Raw genomic sequence first — 17,931 nt, 5'->3', positions numbered from 1 at the left:
CAGTATCACCCTTTTTTAATTATGTACAATTATTACTTGAAAATTCTTCTTTACTGCCTAATTATAGCTTAAGAATTGAGTAAATAGCATATAGTTTTTGTTATAAGCAAAGTACTAATATGTTTGTTTATTAATTCTAAAATCCACAGTAAAAAAATTGTATATGCTACCCCCTCAATATATTATATTTCCTCATTGCAATCAGATTTAGCGGATTTTTCGATAAAATTCCATCCACTTCTTCTCTTGATTTTTACTTTTCTAAGGTGACTTTACCATGAAGGAAAACATATCCATCTGATTGAGGAGTTGTTTGACGAGAATCTAAGGTTGGATGAATCAATTTACCCTGAACAATCCGAATCTGGAGATTATTCGACGGAAATCGGATATGAGCAAAACTGCAAGACACAGCTCGTGGAAAACGAATATAATTCTTTGGAGCAACTGGTAGATTTGATTGGTCAGTCTACATCCATGTCCATGTACGTAAACGTGGCACTCGAGCAGGATTTTCCACAGCTGGAAGGCTGATGATCACGTTATTGTGCAAACCGTGAGTAAGTCCAGATTATATGTGAAAACTCAAAAATCCCCTTCTCCATAACCATCGCTTAGGCTGGCATGGGGAAGGGGACTTTGTTTTTAATTTATGCCTTTACTTCGCCTACCTGGCACCGATATTCGTACCCGAAGGAGTACCCGAACCGATCAGGTCGCTGCCGGTGGCTAATTTCAGGAAATTACCCAGCACAGGCGTGCCATCGCTGCCGCGGGTGACGGACGGTGTCAGGGAGACAAAATCGTCCACGCTTGCGAGCAGTCCTTTGGCGTTGACGCTTTTTTTGTTTTTCCACCATACGTTGGTGCTGTCCACATCCGTTCCGCTTGTTTTGTCGCTGGCGCCGCCTTGGAAGGACAGGTTGTTCGTGAAGATATGGGTGCCGACGTCAAAGGCAAAGTTGCTCTGCCCATTGTTCCAGGACGTATTGTTTTTCATCGTAATGGAACCGGGATTGCTGTTATAGGTGAAGCCGTGTTTTTTGTTGTTAAACGCAATGCTGTTCTCGACAATATGGTTTACAGCGATTTTTTCGCCGCCCAGCTTGAAGCCGTTGCCGTCGCTGTTGGAGGTGGATGTACCGTCGGAAGTTGCGCCGTTGCTGTAGGCGATGCTGTTGCGGATCGTCACAGCGCCAATGGGGCCTGTGTCTGTTTTGCTGTACAGATCCCAACCGTCATCCACATTGTAGGCCGCGATGCAGCCATCGAACACGTTGCCCGGGCCTACGGTCAGCTTGGCCGCAAAACCGTCGGCATCTTCGCCATCGTCCGGATCGTAGTTGTCGTGGGAGTAAGAACGTATGATTTCGTTGTATGCCGGCCACTCGCTCGTTGCTGCGGTGGAAGCGTAACGTCCGAGCTGGATGCCTGTGTCGCGATTATGATGCGCTTCGATCTGCTCCAACCGGTTGTAGCTGCCGCCGATGAAGATGCCGTTGTCTCCGGCTCCCTTCACTTCAAGTCCTTTGACGAACCAATAATCGCCGAACATTTGCAAGCCGCGATTCGCGGAGCCGAACGATTGTGCCGAGAAATCGAGGACAGGCTTCTCCGAGCCGTAGGCAACCAGCCCTTTGCGCTGCCCGGACGTGCCGCTATTGCCACGCTGGATCGTGATCGTTTCGGAAAAGCTGTACGTGCCGCCGCGCAAATAGATCGTTTTGCCAGGTGCGATCTGGGTTAAGGCATTCGCCAAGGACGTGGGGCTGTCCAACGTGCCGGGATTGCTGGCAAGGCCGTTCGGCGCGACATATAAATCCCCGGCGGCCAGCACCTGAGCGATGGCGGAGGGCTCAGCCAACGTTGGCGGATTCAGGTCAGCTGCACCTGCCGTTCCACCGCTAATTAATAATAGAGGCAGGGCGGCACCCAGGCAGAAACGCGTCATTTTCTTTTTCAACGAGCGATGGGCAGATGAGCGGTCACGGGATGTGGGCGAAACGGAAACGATATTCATGGCAAAAACCTCCTTGGATGGAATATGTGCGGCAAGCACCTGCGGCACATATTTATCGTAAATGTTGTAAACGTTACCATAAATAATCATTTGATTAGGTATACAGAAACCATTCCCCTACTCGGGTTATCGTTTGTTTTTAACGCTTCATCAGCTGGATTGAACGTATTTTTTCCGGGTTTTGCATGTGATTTGTGCTGTCATTACCCTGGCTGTTCCGGTTTGAACTTGAGAATGATACACGGCGAGGTGAGTCAAAGTACAAAACAACGACTCCCCATAGGGAGGTATGATCGGACAAACGGCGAATCGATGATAGTAAAGGAGGAGGGCCTATTGAAAAAGATTCGATGGACCATGTGGATGATCATTTCCTTCCTGATTGTGTCAGGTTGTTCAACCGTTCCAGATGTGCCACCCCGTCTTTCAGACGAAAGAATGCAACAACTGCGCAAGGAGTATCCTTTCTCCACAGGATATCCCAGTAATATACAGATGAGGGATGTACCTTTCGACGAAATACTGGATTATTCCGATGCGGTCATTATTGCCGAAGTTCTGCAGCGGGACGCGGATTTTCAGGTTGATTTAACGGCAGAACCCGGAACTCCCGAAGCTGACTTGAAAGAAAAGGAGCGGCAGCAAGGGGGCGAACCATACCAGCCTACATTTGTGTCTTATAACGTAAACGTTCGGGAAACGATTGTGGGAGAGAAGGTGGAAGGGCACGTTCAATTATTTTATAATGCGGACTTCAAGGGCGTTGAACCTGATTGGAAGCCAGGCATGAACATTGTCGTTTCGGTGAAAAAAGGAACAGCTCCGGCCCAACAAGACAAATACTCCTTCACCAGATATGCCACCTACTATATCGTGGATGAAAACTATGTTCTCGCTGCGTTCCAAGGCCAAACGGATGAAATGAAAGTCTTCACGGATCAAACGGATGGTACAACGCTCGCTCATCTTGTAGAAATCATCAAAGAATGTTGGTAAACCAGCGAAGAAATAGAAGACCTGATTTCCATCGGCACGATAGGATTGATTAAAGCGATTGAGAGTGAAGGCAGATATAGAATGTGGTACTGTGGTATACTCCAAATAAAAGTGAAAATGAGGTGTTTCTATATGACGGACCTTACGCAGGATCTTGCCAAATTAATCAGACTGACAGGTGACCGTGCAAAATTGGATGCTAAAGCAAATGGGACATATGTAGTATATAAGACAACTGAGGGACAAATTGTTAGAGAATATAGTACGGGTAAGATTGAGAAAATGAATGAACAGGACTTTACTCATGAATTAGACAACTGCAACGATGTTTGTGTTTGCCGGTAATAATGGAAGCGGTAAGAGCACCATTCGTAACTTGATTGTTGACCGGCTTGGGGTAAGTATAAACATTGATCCGGATGCACTCGCCCGTAGAATGAATCATGGACATCCTGAAAAGAGCAAAGTATCTGCTGGGAAAGAAGCCATCCGAATAGCCAGGGAATGTATCCGAAATAAGTGGGACTTCACTGTGGAAACCACTTTAGCGGGTGGCAACGTCATAAGGCAGATGAGAGCCGCAAAGGAACAAGGCTTTGAAATCATGATGTTTTATGTGGGACTAGGGGATGTTCGACTTAATATTGAACGTGTGGCTTTGCGCGTGAAGAATGGTGGTCATCATATTGAAACCGAGGATATTGTTAGACGCCATGTAACAAGTATGAATAATCTGTTATCTCACTTAGATCTTATTGATCAGTTAATTGTTGTTGATAATAGTAAACACGATGGCGAGATGATTCTTGGGTCAGATCAAAGTGGGATAAAATATTATACAAACGAATTGCCTGAATGGGCCCGAATCATCGATAGACAATTATAAATTACATATACAGCACAAAAATAAACCAATTCGAATCGGGATCGATCGTCATTGGTTTATTTTTTGACATCGTACGTTGTACTTGCAAAAAAAATCCCCCTAAAGCCGGGCAGCCGGCGGCTGCGTGCATCCAGGGGGAAGAAGAAGCCAGCGACAACGCCCCGTGCCTGCCGAAGCAGGCATGCCCGGGAGCCCGCCTGGCTTCTTTCAGGTCAATACCGGTCGGCCTCGCGACCGCGCTGCTCCGCCTGTTCGGCGGCTGCGGAGCGCTTCGGCTGAACGGTGGCGCTGTCGTCGGTCGGCACCGACGCCAAGCCTTCGGCCACGCGGCGGCCGTAATCCGCGTCCGCCTGCGTGAAGTAGCCGATCATGCGCTCGCGGATGTCCGGCTTGCACTTCGCCAGCGCGCCGACGAGATTGCCGATGAGCTCATCGCGCTCCCAATCCTCGAACGCACGATACGTATCCCCGGCTTGGCCGAAATCGTTCGTGCGGTCGATCTTTTCGCGGACAAGCCGCCCTTCGACCAGCGGTTCATGCTCCTTGCCGGGCTGCGTCGCCTCCTTCAGCCCGCCGAGGGAGGACGGCTCGTAGTTCACGTGCGGGTTTTGCCCCGGGGCACGGTCGACGCGGTACTGCATCTGTCCGCCGCTTTGATTCGTCGCTACGGGTGTCTTCGGCGCATTGATCGGCAGCTGCAAATAATTGGTGCCGACCCGGTGCCGCTGGGTATCCGAATAGGAGAAGGTGCGGCCCTGCAGCAGCTTGTCGTCCGAGAAATCAAGCCCGTCGACCAGCACGCCCGTGCCGAACGCCGCCTGTTCGACCTCGGTGAAATAATCCTCGGGATTGCGGTTCAGCGTCATTTTGCCGACGCGCAGGAACGGGAACCGATCGGTCGGCCACAGCTTGGTTGGATCAAGCGGATCGAAGTCGAGCTCCGGATGATAGTCGTCCTCCATGATTTGCACGCACAACTCCCACTCGGGATAGTCTCCACGCTCGATGGCGTGATAGAGATCCAGCGTGGCATGGTTGAAATCCATGCCCTGAATTTCGCTCGCTTCCTTCTGCAGCAGGTTGCGAATCCCCTGCTGCAGGGGCTCCCAATGGTATTTGACGAGCACGCCGACGCCCTCCTGGTTGACCCATTTGTATGTATTCACGCCGGAGCCCTGCATCTGGCGGTAGTTTGCCGGAATGCCCCACGGGGAGAAAACAAACGTGATCATGTGTGTAGCTTCGGGACTAAGGGATATAAAATCGAAGAATCGTTCCATATCCTGCGCGTTCGTCAGCGGATCGGGCCGGAAGGCATGAACCATGTCCGGAAATTTGAGCGGATCGCGGATGAAAAAGATTTTTAAATTGTTCCCGACCAGGTCCCAGTTGCCGTCCTCGGTATAGAACTTGACCGCGAACCCGCGCGGGTCACGCAGCGTTTCGGGCGAATGCCCGCCGTGAATGACGGTGGAGAAACGCACAAACACCGGCGTTTGTTTCCCTTTCTCCTGAAAGAGGCGTGCCCTTGTGTACTTGGATATCGGCTCGTCCCCGGCGGTGCCGTAAGCCTCGAAAATGCCGTGCGCTCCGGCGCCTCTCGCATGAACGACCCGTTCCGGAATGCGCTCGCGGTCGAAATGGGTGATTTTCTCCAGAAAATCGTAATTTTCCAGCGTTGTCGGTCCGCGGCGGCCCACGGTGCGCACGTTTTGATTGTCCGTGACGGGATGGCCCTGCCGGTTCGTTAATGTGTCGCTGTCGTTTGCGGATGGGGTAAACTGAACTGAAGGGGGATGATGTTCTTTCATGATGGAAAAACCCACCTTTCCTGACATTGGATTCCCGTATAGATTTTCCCTGATCGGTGGTTCTATGCATAATGGAGACAAAAACACCTTGTCAGCCTGCGCCTGACATGAGATAATTAACTTTTGCCTAGCGGTCTTTTTTTTGAAACGGAATCCGTTCCGCCAGACCGCTTGTATAAGAATGGAGGCTGACACGGGATTGGCTATGGAACAACGTTATCCTTTTGCATATGATCCGGCAGAATCGTTCGTTCCCCGGCTCGGGGAATGGGTTGCCGATGTGTTTTACGATATTTTGCCGGAGGCCGGCTTCGAGGTTCGGGATGAGCAGATTTTTATGGCATACCAGCTGGAGCGGGCGTACGGAGACAAAAAAACGATTATGGCCGAAGCCGGCGTGGGTACGGGCAAAACGCTCGTGTACCTGCTCTACGCCGTATGTTATGCACGGTATACGGGCAAACCTGCGGTCATCGCCTGCGCGGACGAATCGCTGATCGAACAGCTCGTCAAACCGGGTGGCGATATCGAAAAGCTGGCGCGCCATCTGGATTTGCAGGTGGATGCAAGGCTGGGCAAATCGCCCGACCAATACATCTGCTTGAACAAATTGAGCGCAGTGCGGTTCGCGGATGAGGACGCGCCGGTGATTGAGGACGTGCACGACAGCTTGCCGGATTTCGTCAACTCGCCGGGCACGCTGCAGGCGTTTCATCCTTACGGGGATCGCAAGCAATATCCGCACCTGAATGACCGCCAGTGGAGCAAAATCAACTGGGACCCGTTCCAGGACTGTTTTGTCTGTCCCAAACGGCAGCGCTGCGGCTTGACGTTATCTCGTGACCATTACCGCCGATCGCGCGATATCATTATCTGTTCCCATGATTATTACATGGAGCATGTGTGGACATATGAAGCGCGCAAACGCGAGGGTCAACTGCCGCTGCTTCCGGATCATAGTTCGGTGGTGTTCGATGAAGGGCATTTGCTGGAGGAAGCTGCGCTGAACGCGCTGAGCTATAAATTGAAACATCGCATCTTCGAGGAACTGGTGACCCGCCTGCTGGAAGGCGAAATCCGCGAATCGCTCGCGGAGCGCATCGACGAAGCGATCGAGAGCAGCGAGCAGCTGTTTGCTTTGCTGGATCGCAGCACGGTAGCCATTCCGGGGTCGGACCGTAAAGAAGTGCGCGTGGACGCGCCTTTGCTGGCAGCGATTGAACGCCTGACGAGCGTGCTGGATGCCATCGGGGAAGAGCTCGTGTTCGAGAGCGGCCTCTTCTCGCTGGACGGTTATCAAATGCGCGTCGTCGAGGAGCATCTGGATATGATCCAAACGGCGCTGTCGCTGTTCCGCAAGCAGGACGGCTACATTTGCTGGGCAGAGGAAAACGACGAGGAAACGACGCTGTCAATCATGCCGCGCACGGTGAAGGAGATTTTGAACGAACGCGTGTTCAACAAAAACATGCCGATCGTGTTCTCCTCCGCAACGCTGTCCGTGGACGGATCGTTCCGGTACGTCGCGGACAGCCTTGGCATCTCCGATTTCGTGTCTTTCTCGGTCGCTTCGCCGTATGAATATGCGGACAAAATGCAAATGCGCATTGCCGCTGAGACTGCCCCGGGACAACCTGAAAATGCGCACCGCATGCAAGATGCCGTTTCGTTATTGCAGCAAAGCGGAGGTCGCGCGCTGATTCTGTTCCGGACGATGGAGGAATTGCGGACGTTCAAGCAGGACATCGCGAGCATGCCGGAAGTTTCCGGGCTGCGATTCATGTTTGAAGGGGATCGCGAAATAAGTGATCTCATCGCCGCTTTCCAGGAAGACGAAGAGAGCGTGCTGTGTTCGGTAAACCTGTGGGAAGGGCTGGATGTTCCGGGACCGTCCCTGTCGAACGTCATCATCTGGTCGCTCCCTTATCCGCCGCAGGATCCTGTGTTTAACGCCAAACGCACAGCGTCGGCCGCACCGTACGAAGAGATCGATCTGCCGTATATGCTGCTGCGGGTGAAGCAGGGATTGGGACGTTTGATCCGGACGAGCTCCGACTCCGGCATGGCGGCCATTCTCGACGAAACGCTGCACAGCAAAAAGGAAGCCAAGGACCGCATCGCGGCCCTGCTTCCCGAAGGGGTGGAATGGACAGTACTGCCCCGTTCCGTTTAAAAGAAACCTGTGCTCAAATATCGTTCCCCGGTATCGGGCGCAATGCAAAGCACGCGGCGGCCCGGGCCAAGCTCCTGCGCGATGCGCAGGGATGCCCAGACCGAAGCGCCCGATGAAGGGCCGAGCAGCAGCCCTTCGCGGGCGGCAAGCTGCCGCATCGTCTCCAGTGCGTCCTCGTCGGACACCTGGATGATGGCATCCCAGACGTCGGTATTCAGGATGTCCGGCACGAAGCCCGGACTGGTACCGACGAGCTTGTGCGGCCCTGGCTCGCCGCCGGACAACACGGGTGAGCCCATCGGCTCGACCGCGTAGATGCGGATGGCGGGCAGCTGCTTTCGCAGCTCCTCGCCGGTGCCGGTAATCGTGCCGCCCGTGCCTGCGGTCGCAACGAACGCGTCCAGCCGGCCCCCCATCTGCGCCATGATCTCCGGCGCGGTCGTAACCCGGTGAATGTCCGGGTTGGCCGGATTCTCGAACTGCTGCGGAATGAAGCTGCCCGGAATGTCCGCGTGCAGCTCTTTCGCTTTGCGTATGGCGCCGGGCATGCGCTCGGCCGCAGGCGTCAGCACGACCTGTGCGCCGTAGGCTTTCAAAATGTTGATGCGCTCCATGGACATGTTGTCCGGCATGACCAGAATGGCTTTGTAGCCTTTCGCCGCCGCGTTCATGGCGAGGCCGATGCCCGTATTGCCGCTGGTCGGCTCGATGATGGTTGCGCCGGGACGCAGCAGCCCGGCCTTCTCGGCCTGGGCGATCAGATTATAGGCGGCACGGTCCTTGACGCTGCCGCTCGGATTGAAATATTCCAGCTTGACGTAGACGTCGGCCGATTCCGGCCCGGCAAGCCGATTCAGTTTCACGGCCGGGGTGTTGCCGATCAATTCGGTGACATTGGCAGCCACGCCTTTAGGGTTAACAGGTAGGTTCACGTTGGTCCAGCTCCTTGAAGGTTCACCCAAACATCGTTTCTTGCAAACAGGTCTGTTCGCCAATGGCGGACGGGCCTGTTTGTGCTTTAGCTGCATTTGGGGTCGAAATCAGATGAATGGATGGAAGGTTTCGTTTACATCTATATAAACCGGACTAATCAATCACACAAGGCCACTACGAGTGCAGCACCATCTTCCGATCGCTCTTATCCCCAGATTTTTTCGAATCCCCTTTTTCAAGGGAAAATCCGGTGATAAGCCTATGCTTCCGAAGCAGCTTTCTTTCAGAAAGCTTTTAGAACGCTTCGCTTCTTCAAATTGGTTCTGCCTCTCCGCTAATGTGTGTATGTTTTTTACGGTCTATCTATCATCTTAATGAACCCTTCCTGACAAGGTCAACCTGTTTTGCACCGAAGTCCACTTCAATCATCGTGATCAAGAGAGAGAATGAACTATTCTGTCTGCGTCAAATCGACGTTAAGATGCAGGCTTAACTCTTTTTTGACCTCGCTGCGCGCAAATGACCATAACATATAGAATCTCTGTTGGTATCCCCGGCATAAATATAATGCTTCAATGCCTTGGACCTGACGGTTTTCCGCGAAAATTTTGACGCCGCGCTTCCGCATCCGCTTGCGCAAGGCTTGCATTTCTCGCAGCACGTCATTTTGCACCTTCTTCAGGGACAGGACGTAGACCTCGGGCATTTTCAGCGGCAGCGTGCCCAGCGTGCGCATATCGCGCTCGAGCACATCCAGCAGCAGCGTGCGCACGACGATGCTTTTGACCAGATGGTGGTCTTCGTCCGCAGGGGAGGGAACGGAGGAGGGGAGGGGCATGCGCCTTCACTTCCTTAACCTGAAATCGGAATTAATATTATATTCGGAACGTACGTTCTTATATTATATTCAATATATGCAGGGGGCATACCCAAAAACAAGCGGAAAAATATGGCGCCGAATTGGCGGGAGCCCAAAAGAGGCCTGCGAAAAAGGGACGGGCCTCTCCAAAATGTGGGTATAATTTGCGGGGGTTGCAGGCAATCTAAGCATAGAAGACCTGGAACGAACGAAAAGTGCGGACCACATCGCGCAGATGCAAAGGCATGATTTCGACCGCGAAGGTAAAAACAAAAAAGCCCTGTCCGGAGACGGGGCGGGTCCAAGCTGCCGAACAGACGGCAGCGTTGCTCTAGCAGCGTTAAGCCAAATATTGCGGCTTTTCGTATAAAGCTTCTTTTTCCAGAATGACCTTGTAAGGCCGTTCTTTGCCCTTGAGGGAAGGGCCGATGGTCGTAAGCGGTACGGCTGGCTTGTGGAAGCGATCCTTATCCTTTTCCTTGGGTTCCGGAACCGGCCGTGATGAATCGTGCGCAGAACTGAGGCGTACTTTTTTTTCGCTGCCCCAGCGTTTGCTTATTTTTTTCATTTCCGGTTTCATTCCGGTTCGCCTCCTAATAAATCGTTGATGGCGTTGAACAGCTGACGGTTCTGTATGTCCATTTGCTGAAAAACGGCCTCGTCTGCTTCCGTATGCCCAATGATATGCACCGTAATTACATACCTCTTGGCTACAGGATAGCATAGCAAATATTCTTTCTCAAGGTAATCGTCAAACAGATTGATCTTGATTTTATTTTCTTTATAACAATCAATAACCAAAATTCGCTTCGGATCATCAGGCGGTTTGTCGTCGTTGGCCGTCAAATCGTATCTTCTGCCCGGCTCTCCAACATTTCCGCACAATTGTTCGATATACCCCTGATCATCCTTGCGGTAGATCGCCGTGCCGCGTACGGCAAAAGGGGGATGGGAGACAAAAGCGGTGCGGAGTGCATCGCTCATGCGTTCCAGCATGGCCGGATCGGGCCTGCGGGAACGCAGCAATTCCCTGAAGAAGCGCAGCAGCTTGAGCAGCTGGATCCGGGCTTCGCTCTCGGTTTGTTTCAATTCGGCTAAACGCTTCTCCAGTTCGGGATCGCTCCAGCGTCCTTGCTCCTCGATGCTGTCGGCGATTTTCGAGCAGGCGACGGACACGGCCGGAGCCCATTTGCCGTCGGAGCGGATTTCGTACGTTAACGGGTTCAATCCCAAGAGGTCGGTAGGCATCCGCAGACCCTCGACCTTCGTATCGTCCTTGCTGTCCGTAATATGTTCGGGAAGAATGAAAAAAATACGTTTGCGGCCTAACCGGCCCATGAACAAGCCCATTTCCAGCATCGTATTGTCACGGACGGAAGCATAATATTTGCCGCGTATTTTGGATATGTCATCCGGATGAAAAATAAAAATGGCAAAATCCGTTGTGCGGACCTCGGCTTCCAAATCGTCCATGGTATAGCTGCTGGGCTGGAATACCCCGGAAAACCAGGGAGTGACTTCGGCAGAGAAACGCAAATTTTCGTGCACGGCGGCTGCAACCGGCTTCGCTTCCAGCGAGCAGCCAATAAATACTCTTGGCTTGAACGTTTTCATGGATACGCCTCGCTTAAACGGTATTGGAGTGAATTGTTACATTATACCATAAATAGTTAGGAAAGGCTGGTAATATTTGGCGAGGCGCCGGTTTTCGTTTGTTACAGTGTATGTGGAGACGCGAAAGGATTCCAGTGAATTTTGCCTAAAATAAAAAAATGCCCCAATTTGCAGCGGTTAGGTGACTGGACAGTTCTAGAAGCCGGTTCATGTCATAGAATGAAGGAGCAAGATGAACCATTAGCAAGATTGTCTTGCATTGGCTCAAGGATTCGGCTTCTTAGGCAGAACAGAGTGGAATAAGGCTGTTTTTTGCGAGGAAGTCTGTTTAGACCAAGCTTCGCTGGTGTTATATAATTAAATAACAAGCTAGTTAGCGGTGGGAAAATGAACAGAACGTCTAGACGGTTCACTTCACGAACTCAGCCCGTTAACAACAAACTGGCAGAAAGGATCAGGATACCATGAGCTCCCGAAGGATAAGCTCCCCAAGGATGATCTGGAAACGTTACGATCTATCTTACACTTAGCTCCTCTGCAGGGTAAATCACCGTCGTCAAACGGCTGACTCTGCGAAAGAGGGGATTGGAATGAATAGTCGAAGGATGAACACGATGTTTCCTTCCAGACTTGCCTTTTGCAGGGTACGGTCGGTTTACACCAACCTATACCAACTGCGAGGGATTCTGAATGAAGAGAACATCGTTGCAACACATCAGGGCAGAAGCGGGGAAAATGCTCCTCATGCTGCTCGGAACCTTTATTTTGGCGTTTGCTTATTATCACATTAATTTTCAAAACGAATTATCGGAAGGCGGCTTTGTCGGTCTGGCATTGCTAGCTAAATACGCAACCGGATTATCGCCTGCGGTGGGCATACTGCTGCTCGATATACCCGTCATGATTCTGGCCTGGTTCATCAAAGGCTGGAAATTCATGATTCAAGCGCTGATAGGCGCTGCTGCGTTTTCCCTGTTCTACGACGGATTCGAACGTTATTCCACATTGGTTATTTCATTTAACGGCAATCTGTGGATTCCCGCAATTCTATCCGGATTGCTGACGGGAATCGGTGCAGGAATCGTGCTTCGCTTTGGCGGAGCCACGGGTGGAGACGACATTCTGGCCGTGCTGGTCAGCCGCTGGAAAGGCTGGAAGCTCGGTACGGTATTTTTTGTCAGCGACGCCGTCGTGCTGTTGCTCTCGCTTTTCTTCCTGCCGGTCAAAGAAACGCTCTTCACGATTCTGGCCGTATGGATTGCCAGCAAAGTCATCACTTTCGTAGTTACTGTTCGTACGCCTCAAACGGTCACGACTTCGGCGGTCAAACGACCTGTGCCATCCGCACCCAAAGCGGTTGCCGGCGCTTCGGCCCCGCGTCCTACCATAGCAAGAGGTGTCACGCATTAATTTATATTGGATGATTCGCAAACCATGCGAAAATCACAAAGTCCTTTTGCTCGCCGGTCTGGCAGCGAAAGGACTTTTTTGGTTCAAAGGCGAGCGAACCGAACCATCGGTCATGCACGGAAGGATGCAGCAATCTGGCCGTCCCGGTTATGGATAATCGCCCGAATGCTTTGTTTGCCGCTCATTTCGCGTGCGGCCTTCAGCGCTTCGTTTTTGGTGCGGTACGTGGAAAGGGGCTGCGCCTTTCCTTCCTTTTTGATGGACCAGCCGTCATCGTCGTTCGGAACGACATGAATGTTGGCATGGTTCTTGGAAGAAGAGACGGGCTCGGAATGGCCTTGTCCGGAAGAGGCGCGGGAGTTTCCTGAAGGGTGGCCGTGCCTGTCCGAATCGGAGGCAGAATGTTCATCCGCTGGATGATTCGCGTCCCATTCCTCTGCTTTTGCCGTAGCGATGGCGATGGAGCGGCCTTCGTCATATCCTTCATCCAGCAGGGCGTTGGCAATCTCGATGGCTTTATGCCTCACGCGCGGTTTCAAATTTTTCATCGATACAGGGTAATCCCGTTTGTTCCAAGGCATATCGTTTCCTCCTCTGCAATAGCGGTTAGTGATATATTACCCTGCATGGGGAGCGATAAACGATGACTTCCTGCCACTACGCCGGGGAGCATGACGTTGGGGAGCCCGAGGTTTCGGGAAAGCTGCAGCCCGGGGCTTCAATCAGGTGGTCCAACTTCAAGGGATATGTCGATAATGGGTAAATTGGGGATGATATACAATGGGAGTCATGAGGCGTATAATGCAGAGATGAGTTTATGTACATAAAAAGCAAGACAAAGGAGAAGGGCAGCATTGATAATAACGATGAGTCTTTTGATTCCAATGATGTTTACGATGGTCATTCATGCAGCTGACAGCCTGTCTTATGCTTTGCGTCTTGGAGGGCTGAGAACGCGGCGCATTGCGCTCGCGCTGTCGTTGTCAGGCATATTGCTGCTCGTCTCCCGCACGTCCAATATGGCGCAAGGCCCTATGGTTGGCAGATTGGTCGACAACGCGACCAGCGGGGGCCATCTCCCCTTTTCGAGCCAATTGCACTGGCTGATGGCAGCGGCCAGCGTCGGCACGCTCATCGCGATCCTCTGTTTTCCGACGATGGTGAAGCTGGCGTCCCGCTTGGTCGTGCATTTCGAAGCGGCCGGCTCCATTCCGGCGATGGGGCGTCGCTTGCTCAGTCGGGATAAGATCAGAAACGCCATGCATTACGTTACTCCCCCCTCTTGGACGATGGCCAAGCGGCTGGTGCAGCACGGCATGCCGAGAAGGCTGATGGCGTTGAATGCAGCCGTAACCGCCATTTATACGACCGGGGTGCTTTCGAGCCTGTATGCGGCCTATTTGTATCCCGACCGGGCTGTTGCGGCATCGCAGTCCACGGGGCTGATCAACGGCATGGCCACCATATTGCTGACGATTCTGATCGATCCGCGCATTTCATTGCTCAGCGACAAATCGCTGCGCGGGGAGATCCGTCTGGACCGCATGAATCAAATTTACGGCTGCATGCTCGTATCGAGATTGTTCGGAACCCTGTTGGCGCAGCTGCTGCTGATTCCCTTTGCTTACTGGATCGGATGGGTTGTCAGCCTGATGGGATAAGGCAAAGGGGCGGAAAGTATGGATTGGAGTGAATCCTTTCGTTCCGTCCGCATACACCGAGCCGCAATAAATATGGCACCGGCTGGAGCCGGTGCGTGTCGATTCCCGATAAAAAGAGCATGGACCCTTGGGGCCCATGCTCTTGATCTATGGACGGTGATGCGGAAACCAATCCGAACCGTCCCATACGGCTCTTATTTGAACAGGATGGCGTACTCGCCGTATCCTTCCTTGACCAGGTCTTCTTTCGGCACGAAACGCAGCGCAGCGGAATTAATGCAGTAACGCAGTCCGTTTTCGCCAGGACCGTCATTAAATACGTGACCCAAATGGGAATCTCCCTCGCGGCTTCGCACTTCGGTACGAATCATGAAATGGCTGAGATCCGTTTTTTCCTTGATGCTGTATTCGCGGAGAGGACGCGTGAAGCTAGGCCAGCCGCAACCGGCATCGTACTTGTCTTTCGAGCTGAACAGCGGTTCCCCGGAGACGATATCCACATAAATGCCCTCGCCGTGATGGTCCCAAAATTCGTTTTCGAACGGGCGCTCGGTGGCGTTGTTTTGGGTGACCTCGTATTGCAGCGGCGTGAGCCGTTCCTTCAGGTCGCTTTTGTCGAGTTTGCCCGACCAGTTGCGTTCGATGAAGTCCTCGCGTCCGGAGCCCTTGCTGTACCGTTTGTAGTGGCCCGGGTTTTTGCGGTGGTACCCTTGATGGTACTCCTCTGCAGGATAGAACGTTTGGGCAGGCAGAATCGGCGTGAAAATCGGTTTGTCGAAGCGTCCGCTCTGCTCTAGCGCGGCCTTGGAGGCTTCCGCGATCTCGCGCTGCTCCTCGGTGTGGTAAAAAATGGCCGTTTGATACGAAGAACCGCGATCATGGAACTGTCCGCCCGCATCGGTAGGATCAATCTGCTGCCAGAACAGCTCGACCAGCTTGCTATATGGGAAGATGGCCGGGTCAAACGTAATTTGAACGGCCTCCACATGTCCTGTCGTCTCGGAGCAGACCTCTTCATACGTCGGATTCTCGGTGTGCCCCCCGGTATAACCGGATACAACTCCCTGGATACCTGGCAGCTCCTCGAACGGGGATACCATGCACCAGAAGCACCCGCCTGCAAACGTTGCTTTTTCGCTTGTATGTTGTTCCATGTATGATTCACTCCATTTCTTGAAGAACGATATGTTTGCTGCATCATTATTATAATATCAGAAGCTGTCAACTACCAAATGCCGAGAACCAAATATTACAAAGAAAACTTCTGCCTAAAGCACGGAGCCCGGTGCCGGTTCAACGTTTGCTTCGCGAACGGAGCCTGAACCCGAATAACACTAGGGCCATGAGCGTCAGATAAGCGGCCAAGATGAGCAGGCTGAGCCAGATGGAACTTCCCGCTTGCGCTCCGGCAAAAGCAAAGACAACGATGGCCGGGATTTTGCCGATCGCCGTTGCCAGCATAAACGTCCAGACCGGGGTGTACGTCATGCCTGCATAAATATTGACGGCCACCTGGGGCACGATCGGCAGCAGACGCAGCGTCATCACGCCCATGAACGGGTGTTGTTCCATCCATGCGGTGAACCGGCTCAACCCGCGAATGCGCTCCAGATAGGCTCGCGCCTGGCTCCGGAACACGGTTCTCGCTCCCGCATAGATGAGCAGCGCAGCCAGCGAAGTACCGATCCAGCTGACCCAGGCGGCCGTTGTGGCGCCATATCCGTAACCCAGGGCAACGATGACGAATTTGTACGGAATGACGGGAACCAGCGCAAACAGCATGGCAATGAGGATGAGCAGCGGGATGGACTGGTGGGCCTCCGTCCAGGCGAGCACTTCATATCTGTAAATAAACGTGGCTCCTGCGAGCAAAACATAAAGCAGAATCCATAACCATTTTCGCAAAATCCAAAAAGCTCCTTTCAACAACCCGCCAAATAAGGGAATTGCCTGAACGTTGATTTCTCGTTCAAGTGTACCACGTTCGATCACGATCGAGATAGAGCAGGAGACCGCGTAAGCGGAGGCTTTCCGAATCGAATTCTCGATATGGGTACGCCTGCTCGCCAACCATCCGTAAAGCTTGCGCGAAAGCTGGCATGTTGCTGCAGGAAGCGTTACACTATAGGGCGTGGATACGAAGAACTCATCTGAAGGTGGAATGATCATGACGGAAACAACGAAACGCACCCGTGCCGCCATCGTCGGTCTGGGGGGCATTGCGCGCAAGGTCTACCTGCCGCTGCTGTCCGCCCATCCGAACGTGGAGCTTGTGGGCGCGATGAACCGCTCCCCGGGGCCGGTCGACGCTGCAAAGCAGCTGTACAGGCTGGAGCAGGGGACGACCGATATAAAGGAACTGTTATCTTGGGATTTGGATGCGGTGTTCGTACATACGGCAACCGAAGCGCATTTTGAGCTCGTCATGCAATGCTTGGAACGCGGCTTGTCCGTATACGTGGACAAACCGTTGTCTTATGTGCTGCGGGAATCGGAGGAGATGACGGCTTTTGCCGAAGCACAGGGACTGCTGCTCGCGGTGGGATTCAACCGCAGGTTTGCGCCGATGTACCAAAAGGCGAAGGAATGGATGCAGGCGGGAAAGGGCTTTGAGTCTTTGACGGTGACGAAGCACCGGACAAGCATTCAAGATCGTCCGGCTGCGGAAACGGTCTATGACGACCTGATCCATATTCTCGATCTGATGATGTGGTACTCGGGTCATGATACGGAATTGGTTCAGCATTGGTTGCGCACGAACGACGCCGGCAGATTGCTGCATGCCGCCGGATCAGCCCGATTGGGACGTCATGCGATTGGCCGGTTCGATATGGTGCGTGAAGCAGGGGCTGATTTGGAGAAACTGGAGCTGCATGGCGGCGGCAGGTCCGTCGAAGTCGTCAATATGGAGACGGCCGTGTATACGGAGCGCGGTGCTCTGGAGCAGCGTGAAACGTTTGGCAGCTGGGATGATATTTTGAAACGCAGAGGATTTGCCGGGGCCGTGAACGATTTCCTGCAGTGTTTGGAAACGCCGGACGAATGCATCATTAGTGCGACCCATGTGATGGATAGTCATGAGTTGGCCGAGCAATTGCTCCGCAAATAAGCAAGAACGAAGAACCAAGGGAAAGTGGAGGTTGTCTGCACGATGGAATCGAAGGAACGCAGCAAACAAATCGAAGAAGCGGTGATCGAAAGTTACAAGCAGGAAGAGGAAATGATGATCCTTGTGTTCGCGCAATGGTGCGTTAACCAGGGAGTTGATCCGGAGGAGCTGTATCGGCAGGCCTACCCGAACCAACAGGGCAACGAGCGGTTGCAGCAAGTGCTGAAGCTGGTCGTGCCTAAGGAGGAAGCCGGCGACATTCCGGACGAGACGGTGCTCGGCGTACTTTCCATGTTTGGCAACGATGATCTAGCCATGGTTGTGGCCGAAACGATCTCTGCGCGAAAGTGAGAAAACAGGTCGTTGTGCAAGTATGACAGGCTAACGAAGCGGAGTGTCTTATGAAGGAGATCCATTTTCCCCATAAAGAGCCCGCGGCTCGTTAGCCGTTTTTTTTAA

General features: G+C 52.7%; 18 protein-coding genes and 1 pseudogene. 10 read left to right on the top strand and 9 right to left on the bottom strand.

The window, feature by feature from the left end; genetic code table 11:
- The first annotated feature begins 330 nt into the window (after positions 1 to 330).
- Entirely contained in the window at positions 331 to 534 is a 204-nt protein-coding gene (locus tag L6H98_RS23505; protein WP_236420089.1) for a hypothetical protein, read from the top strand.
- Between the two features lie 133 nt (positions 535 to 667).
- Here the strand turns inward: L6H98_RS23505 and L6H98_RS23500 are convergent, their stop codons facing one another.
- Entirely contained in the window at positions 668 to 2,020 is a 1,353-nt protein-coding gene (locus tag L6H98_RS23500) for a right-handed parallel beta-helix repeat-containing protein (protein ID WP_236420087.1), read from the bottom strand.
- Between the two features lie 336 nt (positions 2,021 to 2,356).
- Between L6H98_RS23500 and L6H98_RS23495 the strand changes: the two genes are divergently transcribed.
- From L6H98_RS23495 to L6H98_RS23485, 4 genes and pseudogenes are all read left to right on the top strand, one after another.
- Positions 2,357 to 3,016: a hypothetical protein gene (locus L6H98_RS23495; protein ID WP_236420085.1), complete on the top strand. Its 660-nt coding sequence runs from the start codon at positions 2,357 to 2,359 to the stop codon at positions 3,014 to 3,016.
- Positions 2,996 to 3,082: pseudogene (locus L6H98_RS31285) on the top strand (RNA polymerase subunit sigma-70); the annotation flags it as partial. The gene L6H98_RS23495 and the pseudogene L6H98_RS31285, both read left to right, overlap by 21 nt.
- A gap of 66 nt (positions 3,083 to 3,148) precedes the next feature.
- Complete coding sequence (locus L6H98_RS23490) at positions 3,149 to 3,361, top strand: hypothetical protein (RefSeq protein WP_236420083.1); 213 nt, start codon at positions 3,149 to 3,151, stop codon at positions 3,359 to 3,361.
- Positions 3,342 to 3,902: a zeta toxin family protein gene (locus L6H98_RS23485; protein WP_236420081.1), complete on the top strand. Its 561-nt coding sequence runs from the start codon at positions 3,342 to 3,344 to the stop codon at positions 3,900 to 3,902. The genes L6H98_RS23490 and L6H98_RS23485 overlap by 20 nt, the downstream gene beginning before the upstream one ends.
- A 212-nt stretch (positions 3,903 to 4,114) precedes the next feature.
- Here the strand turns inward: L6H98_RS23485 and L6H98_RS23480 are convergent, their stop codons facing one another.
- Positions 4,115 to 5,713, bottom strand: a complete 1,599-nt coding sequence (locus tag L6H98_RS23480; protein WP_236420114.1) for a catalase — start codon at positions 5,711 to 5,713, stop codon at positions 4,115 to 4,117.
- Between the two features lie 205 nt (positions 5,714 to 5,918).
- On the opposite strand from L6H98_RS23480, the gene L6H98_RS23475 reads away from it, so the two are divergent.
- Positions 5,919 to 7,886 (top strand): ATP-dependent DNA helicase, encoded by a 1,968-nt coding sequence (locus L6H98_RS23475; RefSeq protein WP_236420113.1) that lies wholly within the window; start codon positions 5,919 to 5,921, stop codon positions 7,884 to 7,886.
- Here the strand turns inward: L6H98_RS23475 and cysK are convergent.
- The 4 genes from cysK to L6H98_RS23455 all read right to left on the bottom strand — a co-directional run bounded on the left by cysK (position 7,883) and on the right by L6H98_RS23455 (position 11,292).
- Positions 7,883 to 8,818 carry a cysteine synthase A gene (gene cysK, locus L6H98_RS23470; protein ID WP_236420079.1) on the bottom strand — a complete coding sequence of 312 codons (936 nt, stop codon included), beginning with the start codon at positions 8,816 to 8,818 and terminating at the stop codon, positions 7,883 to 7,885. The two genes, L6H98_RS23475 and cysK, sit on opposite strands and share 4 nt — an antisense overlap.
- Positions 8,819 to 9,270: 452 nt before the next feature.
- Positions 9,271 to 9,657: a hypothetical protein gene (locus L6H98_RS23465; protein WP_236420078.1), complete on the bottom strand. Its 387-nt coding sequence runs from the start codon at positions 9,655 to 9,657 to the stop codon at positions 9,271 to 9,273.
- 361 nt (positions 9,658 to 10,018) lie between these two features.
- Positions 10,019 to 10,258: a hypothetical protein gene (locus L6H98_RS23460; protein WP_236420076.1), complete on the bottom strand. Its 240-nt coding sequence runs from the start codon at positions 10,256 to 10,258 to the stop codon at positions 10,019 to 10,021.
- On the bottom strand, positions 10,255 to 11,292 hold the full coding sequence (locus L6H98_RS23455; RefSeq protein ID WP_236420074.1) for a nucleotide-binding protein: 1,038 nt from the start codon (positions 11,290 to 11,292) through the stop codon (positions 10,255 to 10,257). Before L6H98_RS23455 ends, L6H98_RS23460 begins: the two co-directional genes overlap by 4 nt.
- 690 nt (positions 11,293 to 11,982) lie before the next feature.
- Here L6H98_RS23455 and L6H98_RS23450 point away from each other — a divergent pair.
- Entirely contained in the window at positions 11,983 to 12,702 is a 720-nt protein-coding gene (locus tag L6H98_RS23450; RefSeq protein WP_236420072.1) for a YitT family protein, read from the top strand.
- Between the two features lie 110 nt (positions 12,703 to 12,812).
- Here L6H98_RS23450 and L6H98_RS23445 read toward each other — a convergent pair whose 3' ends face one another.
- Positions 12,813 to 13,283 (bottom strand): DUF2188 domain-containing protein, encoded by a 471-nt coding sequence (locus L6H98_RS23445; RefSeq protein WP_236420070.1) that lies wholly within the window; start codon positions 13,281 to 13,283, stop codon positions 12,813 to 12,815.
- Between the two features lie 273 nt (positions 13,284 to 13,556).
- On the opposite strand from L6H98_RS23445, the gene L6H98_RS23440 reads away from it, so the two are divergent.
- Positions 13,557 to 14,363 carry a lipid II flippase Amj family protein gene (locus L6H98_RS23440; protein WP_236420068.1) on the top strand — a complete coding sequence of 269 codons (807 nt, stop codon included), beginning with the start codon at positions 13,557 to 13,559 and terminating at the stop codon, positions 14,361 to 14,363.
- Positions 14,364 to 14,557: 194 nt separating this feature from the next.
- On the opposite strand, the gene msrA is transcribed toward L6H98_RS23440, so the two are convergent.
- Together msrA and L6H98_RS23430 are read right to left on the bottom strand one after the other, a co-directional pair.
- Positions 14,558 to 15,517, bottom strand: a complete 960-nt coding sequence (gene msrA, locus L6H98_RS23435) for a peptide-methionine (S)-S-oxide reductase MsrA (protein ID WP_236420066.1) — start codon at positions 15,515 to 15,517, stop codon at positions 14,558 to 14,560.
- A 139-nt stretch (positions 15,518 to 15,656) separates the two neighbouring features.
- Positions 15,657 to 16,268 (bottom strand): VTT domain-containing protein, encoded by a 612-nt coding sequence (locus L6H98_RS23430; RefSeq protein WP_236420064.1) that lies wholly within the window; start codon positions 16,266 to 16,268, stop codon positions 15,657 to 15,659.
- A gap of 262 nt (positions 16,269 to 16,530) precedes the next feature.
- Between L6H98_RS23430 and L6H98_RS23425 the strand changes: the two genes are divergently transcribed.
- Positions 16,531 to 17,472, top strand: a complete 942-nt coding sequence (locus L6H98_RS23425) for a Gfo/Idh/MocA family oxidoreductase (protein WP_236420062.1) — start codon at positions 16,531 to 16,533, stop codon at positions 17,470 to 17,472.
- Positions 17,473 to 17,514: 42 nt separating this feature from the next.
- A complete protein-coding gene (locus tag L6H98_RS23420; RefSeq protein WP_236420061.1) occupies positions 17,515 to 17,823 on the top strand; it encodes a hypothetical protein in 309 nt (102 codons plus the stop codon).
- The last annotated feature ends 108 nt before the right edge of the window (positions 17,824 to 17,931 follow it).

Source organism: Paenibacillus sp. JJ-223 (genome assembly GCF_927798175.1).
Classification (GTDB): domain Bacteria; phylum Bacillota; class Bacilli; order Paenibacillales; family Paenibacillaceae; genus Paenibacillus; species Paenibacillus hubeiensis.
Note: the sequence above shows the minus strand (reverse complement) of the source record. Positions and strands in the feature narration are given on the sequence as shown.

Coding starts and splice junctions, on each gene's coding strand:
- L6H98_RS23500 (WP_236420087.1), bottom strand. CDS start 2,020: ATGAATATCGTTTCCGTTTCGCCCACATCCCGTGACCGCTCATCTGCC.
- L6H98_RS23490 (WP_236420083.1), top strand. CDS start 3,149: ATGACGGACCTTACGCAGGATCTTGCCAAATTAATCAGACTGACAGGT.
- L6H98_RS23485 (WP_236420081.1), top strand. CDS start 3,342: ATGTTTGTGTTTGCCGGTAATAATGGAAGCGGTAAGAGCACCATTCGT.
- L6H98_RS23480 (WP_236420114.1), bottom strand. CDS start 5,713: ATGAAAGAACATCATCCCCCTTCAGTTCAGTTTACCCCATCCGCAAAC.
- L6H98_RS23475 (WP_236420113.1), top strand. CDS start 5,919: ATGGAACAACGTTATCCTTTTGCATATGATCCGGCAGAATCGTTCGTT.
- L6H98_RS23465 (WP_236420078.1), bottom strand. CDS start 9,657: ATGCCCCTCCCCTCCTCCGTTCCCTCCCCTGCGGACGAAGACCACCAT.
- L6H98_RS23460 (WP_236420076.1), bottom strand. CDS start 10,258: ATGAAACCGGAAATGAAAAAAATAAGCAAACGCTGGGGCAGCGAAAAA.
- L6H98_RS23455 (WP_236420074.1), bottom strand. CDS start 11,292: ATGAAAACGTTCAAGCCAAGAGTATTTATTGGCTGCTCGCTGGAAGCG.
- L6H98_RS23450 (WP_236420072.1), top strand. CDS start 11,983: ATGAAGAGAACATCGTTGCAACACATCAGGGCAGAAGCGGGGAAAATG.
- L6H98_RS23445 (WP_236420070.1), bottom strand. CDS start 13,283: ATGCCTTGGAACAAACGGGATTACCCTGTATCGATGAAAAATTTGAAA.
- msrA (WP_236420066.1), bottom strand. CDS start 15,517: ATGGAACAACATACAAGCGAAAAAGCAACGTTTGCAGGCGGGTGCTTC.
- L6H98_RS23425 (WP_236420062.1), top strand. CDS start 16,531: ATGACGGAAACAACGAAACGCACCCGTGCCGCCATCGTCGGTCTGGGG.
- L6H98_RS23420 (WP_236420061.1), top strand. CDS start 17,515: ATGGAATCGAAGGAACGCAGCAAACAAATCGAAGAAGCGGTGATCGAA.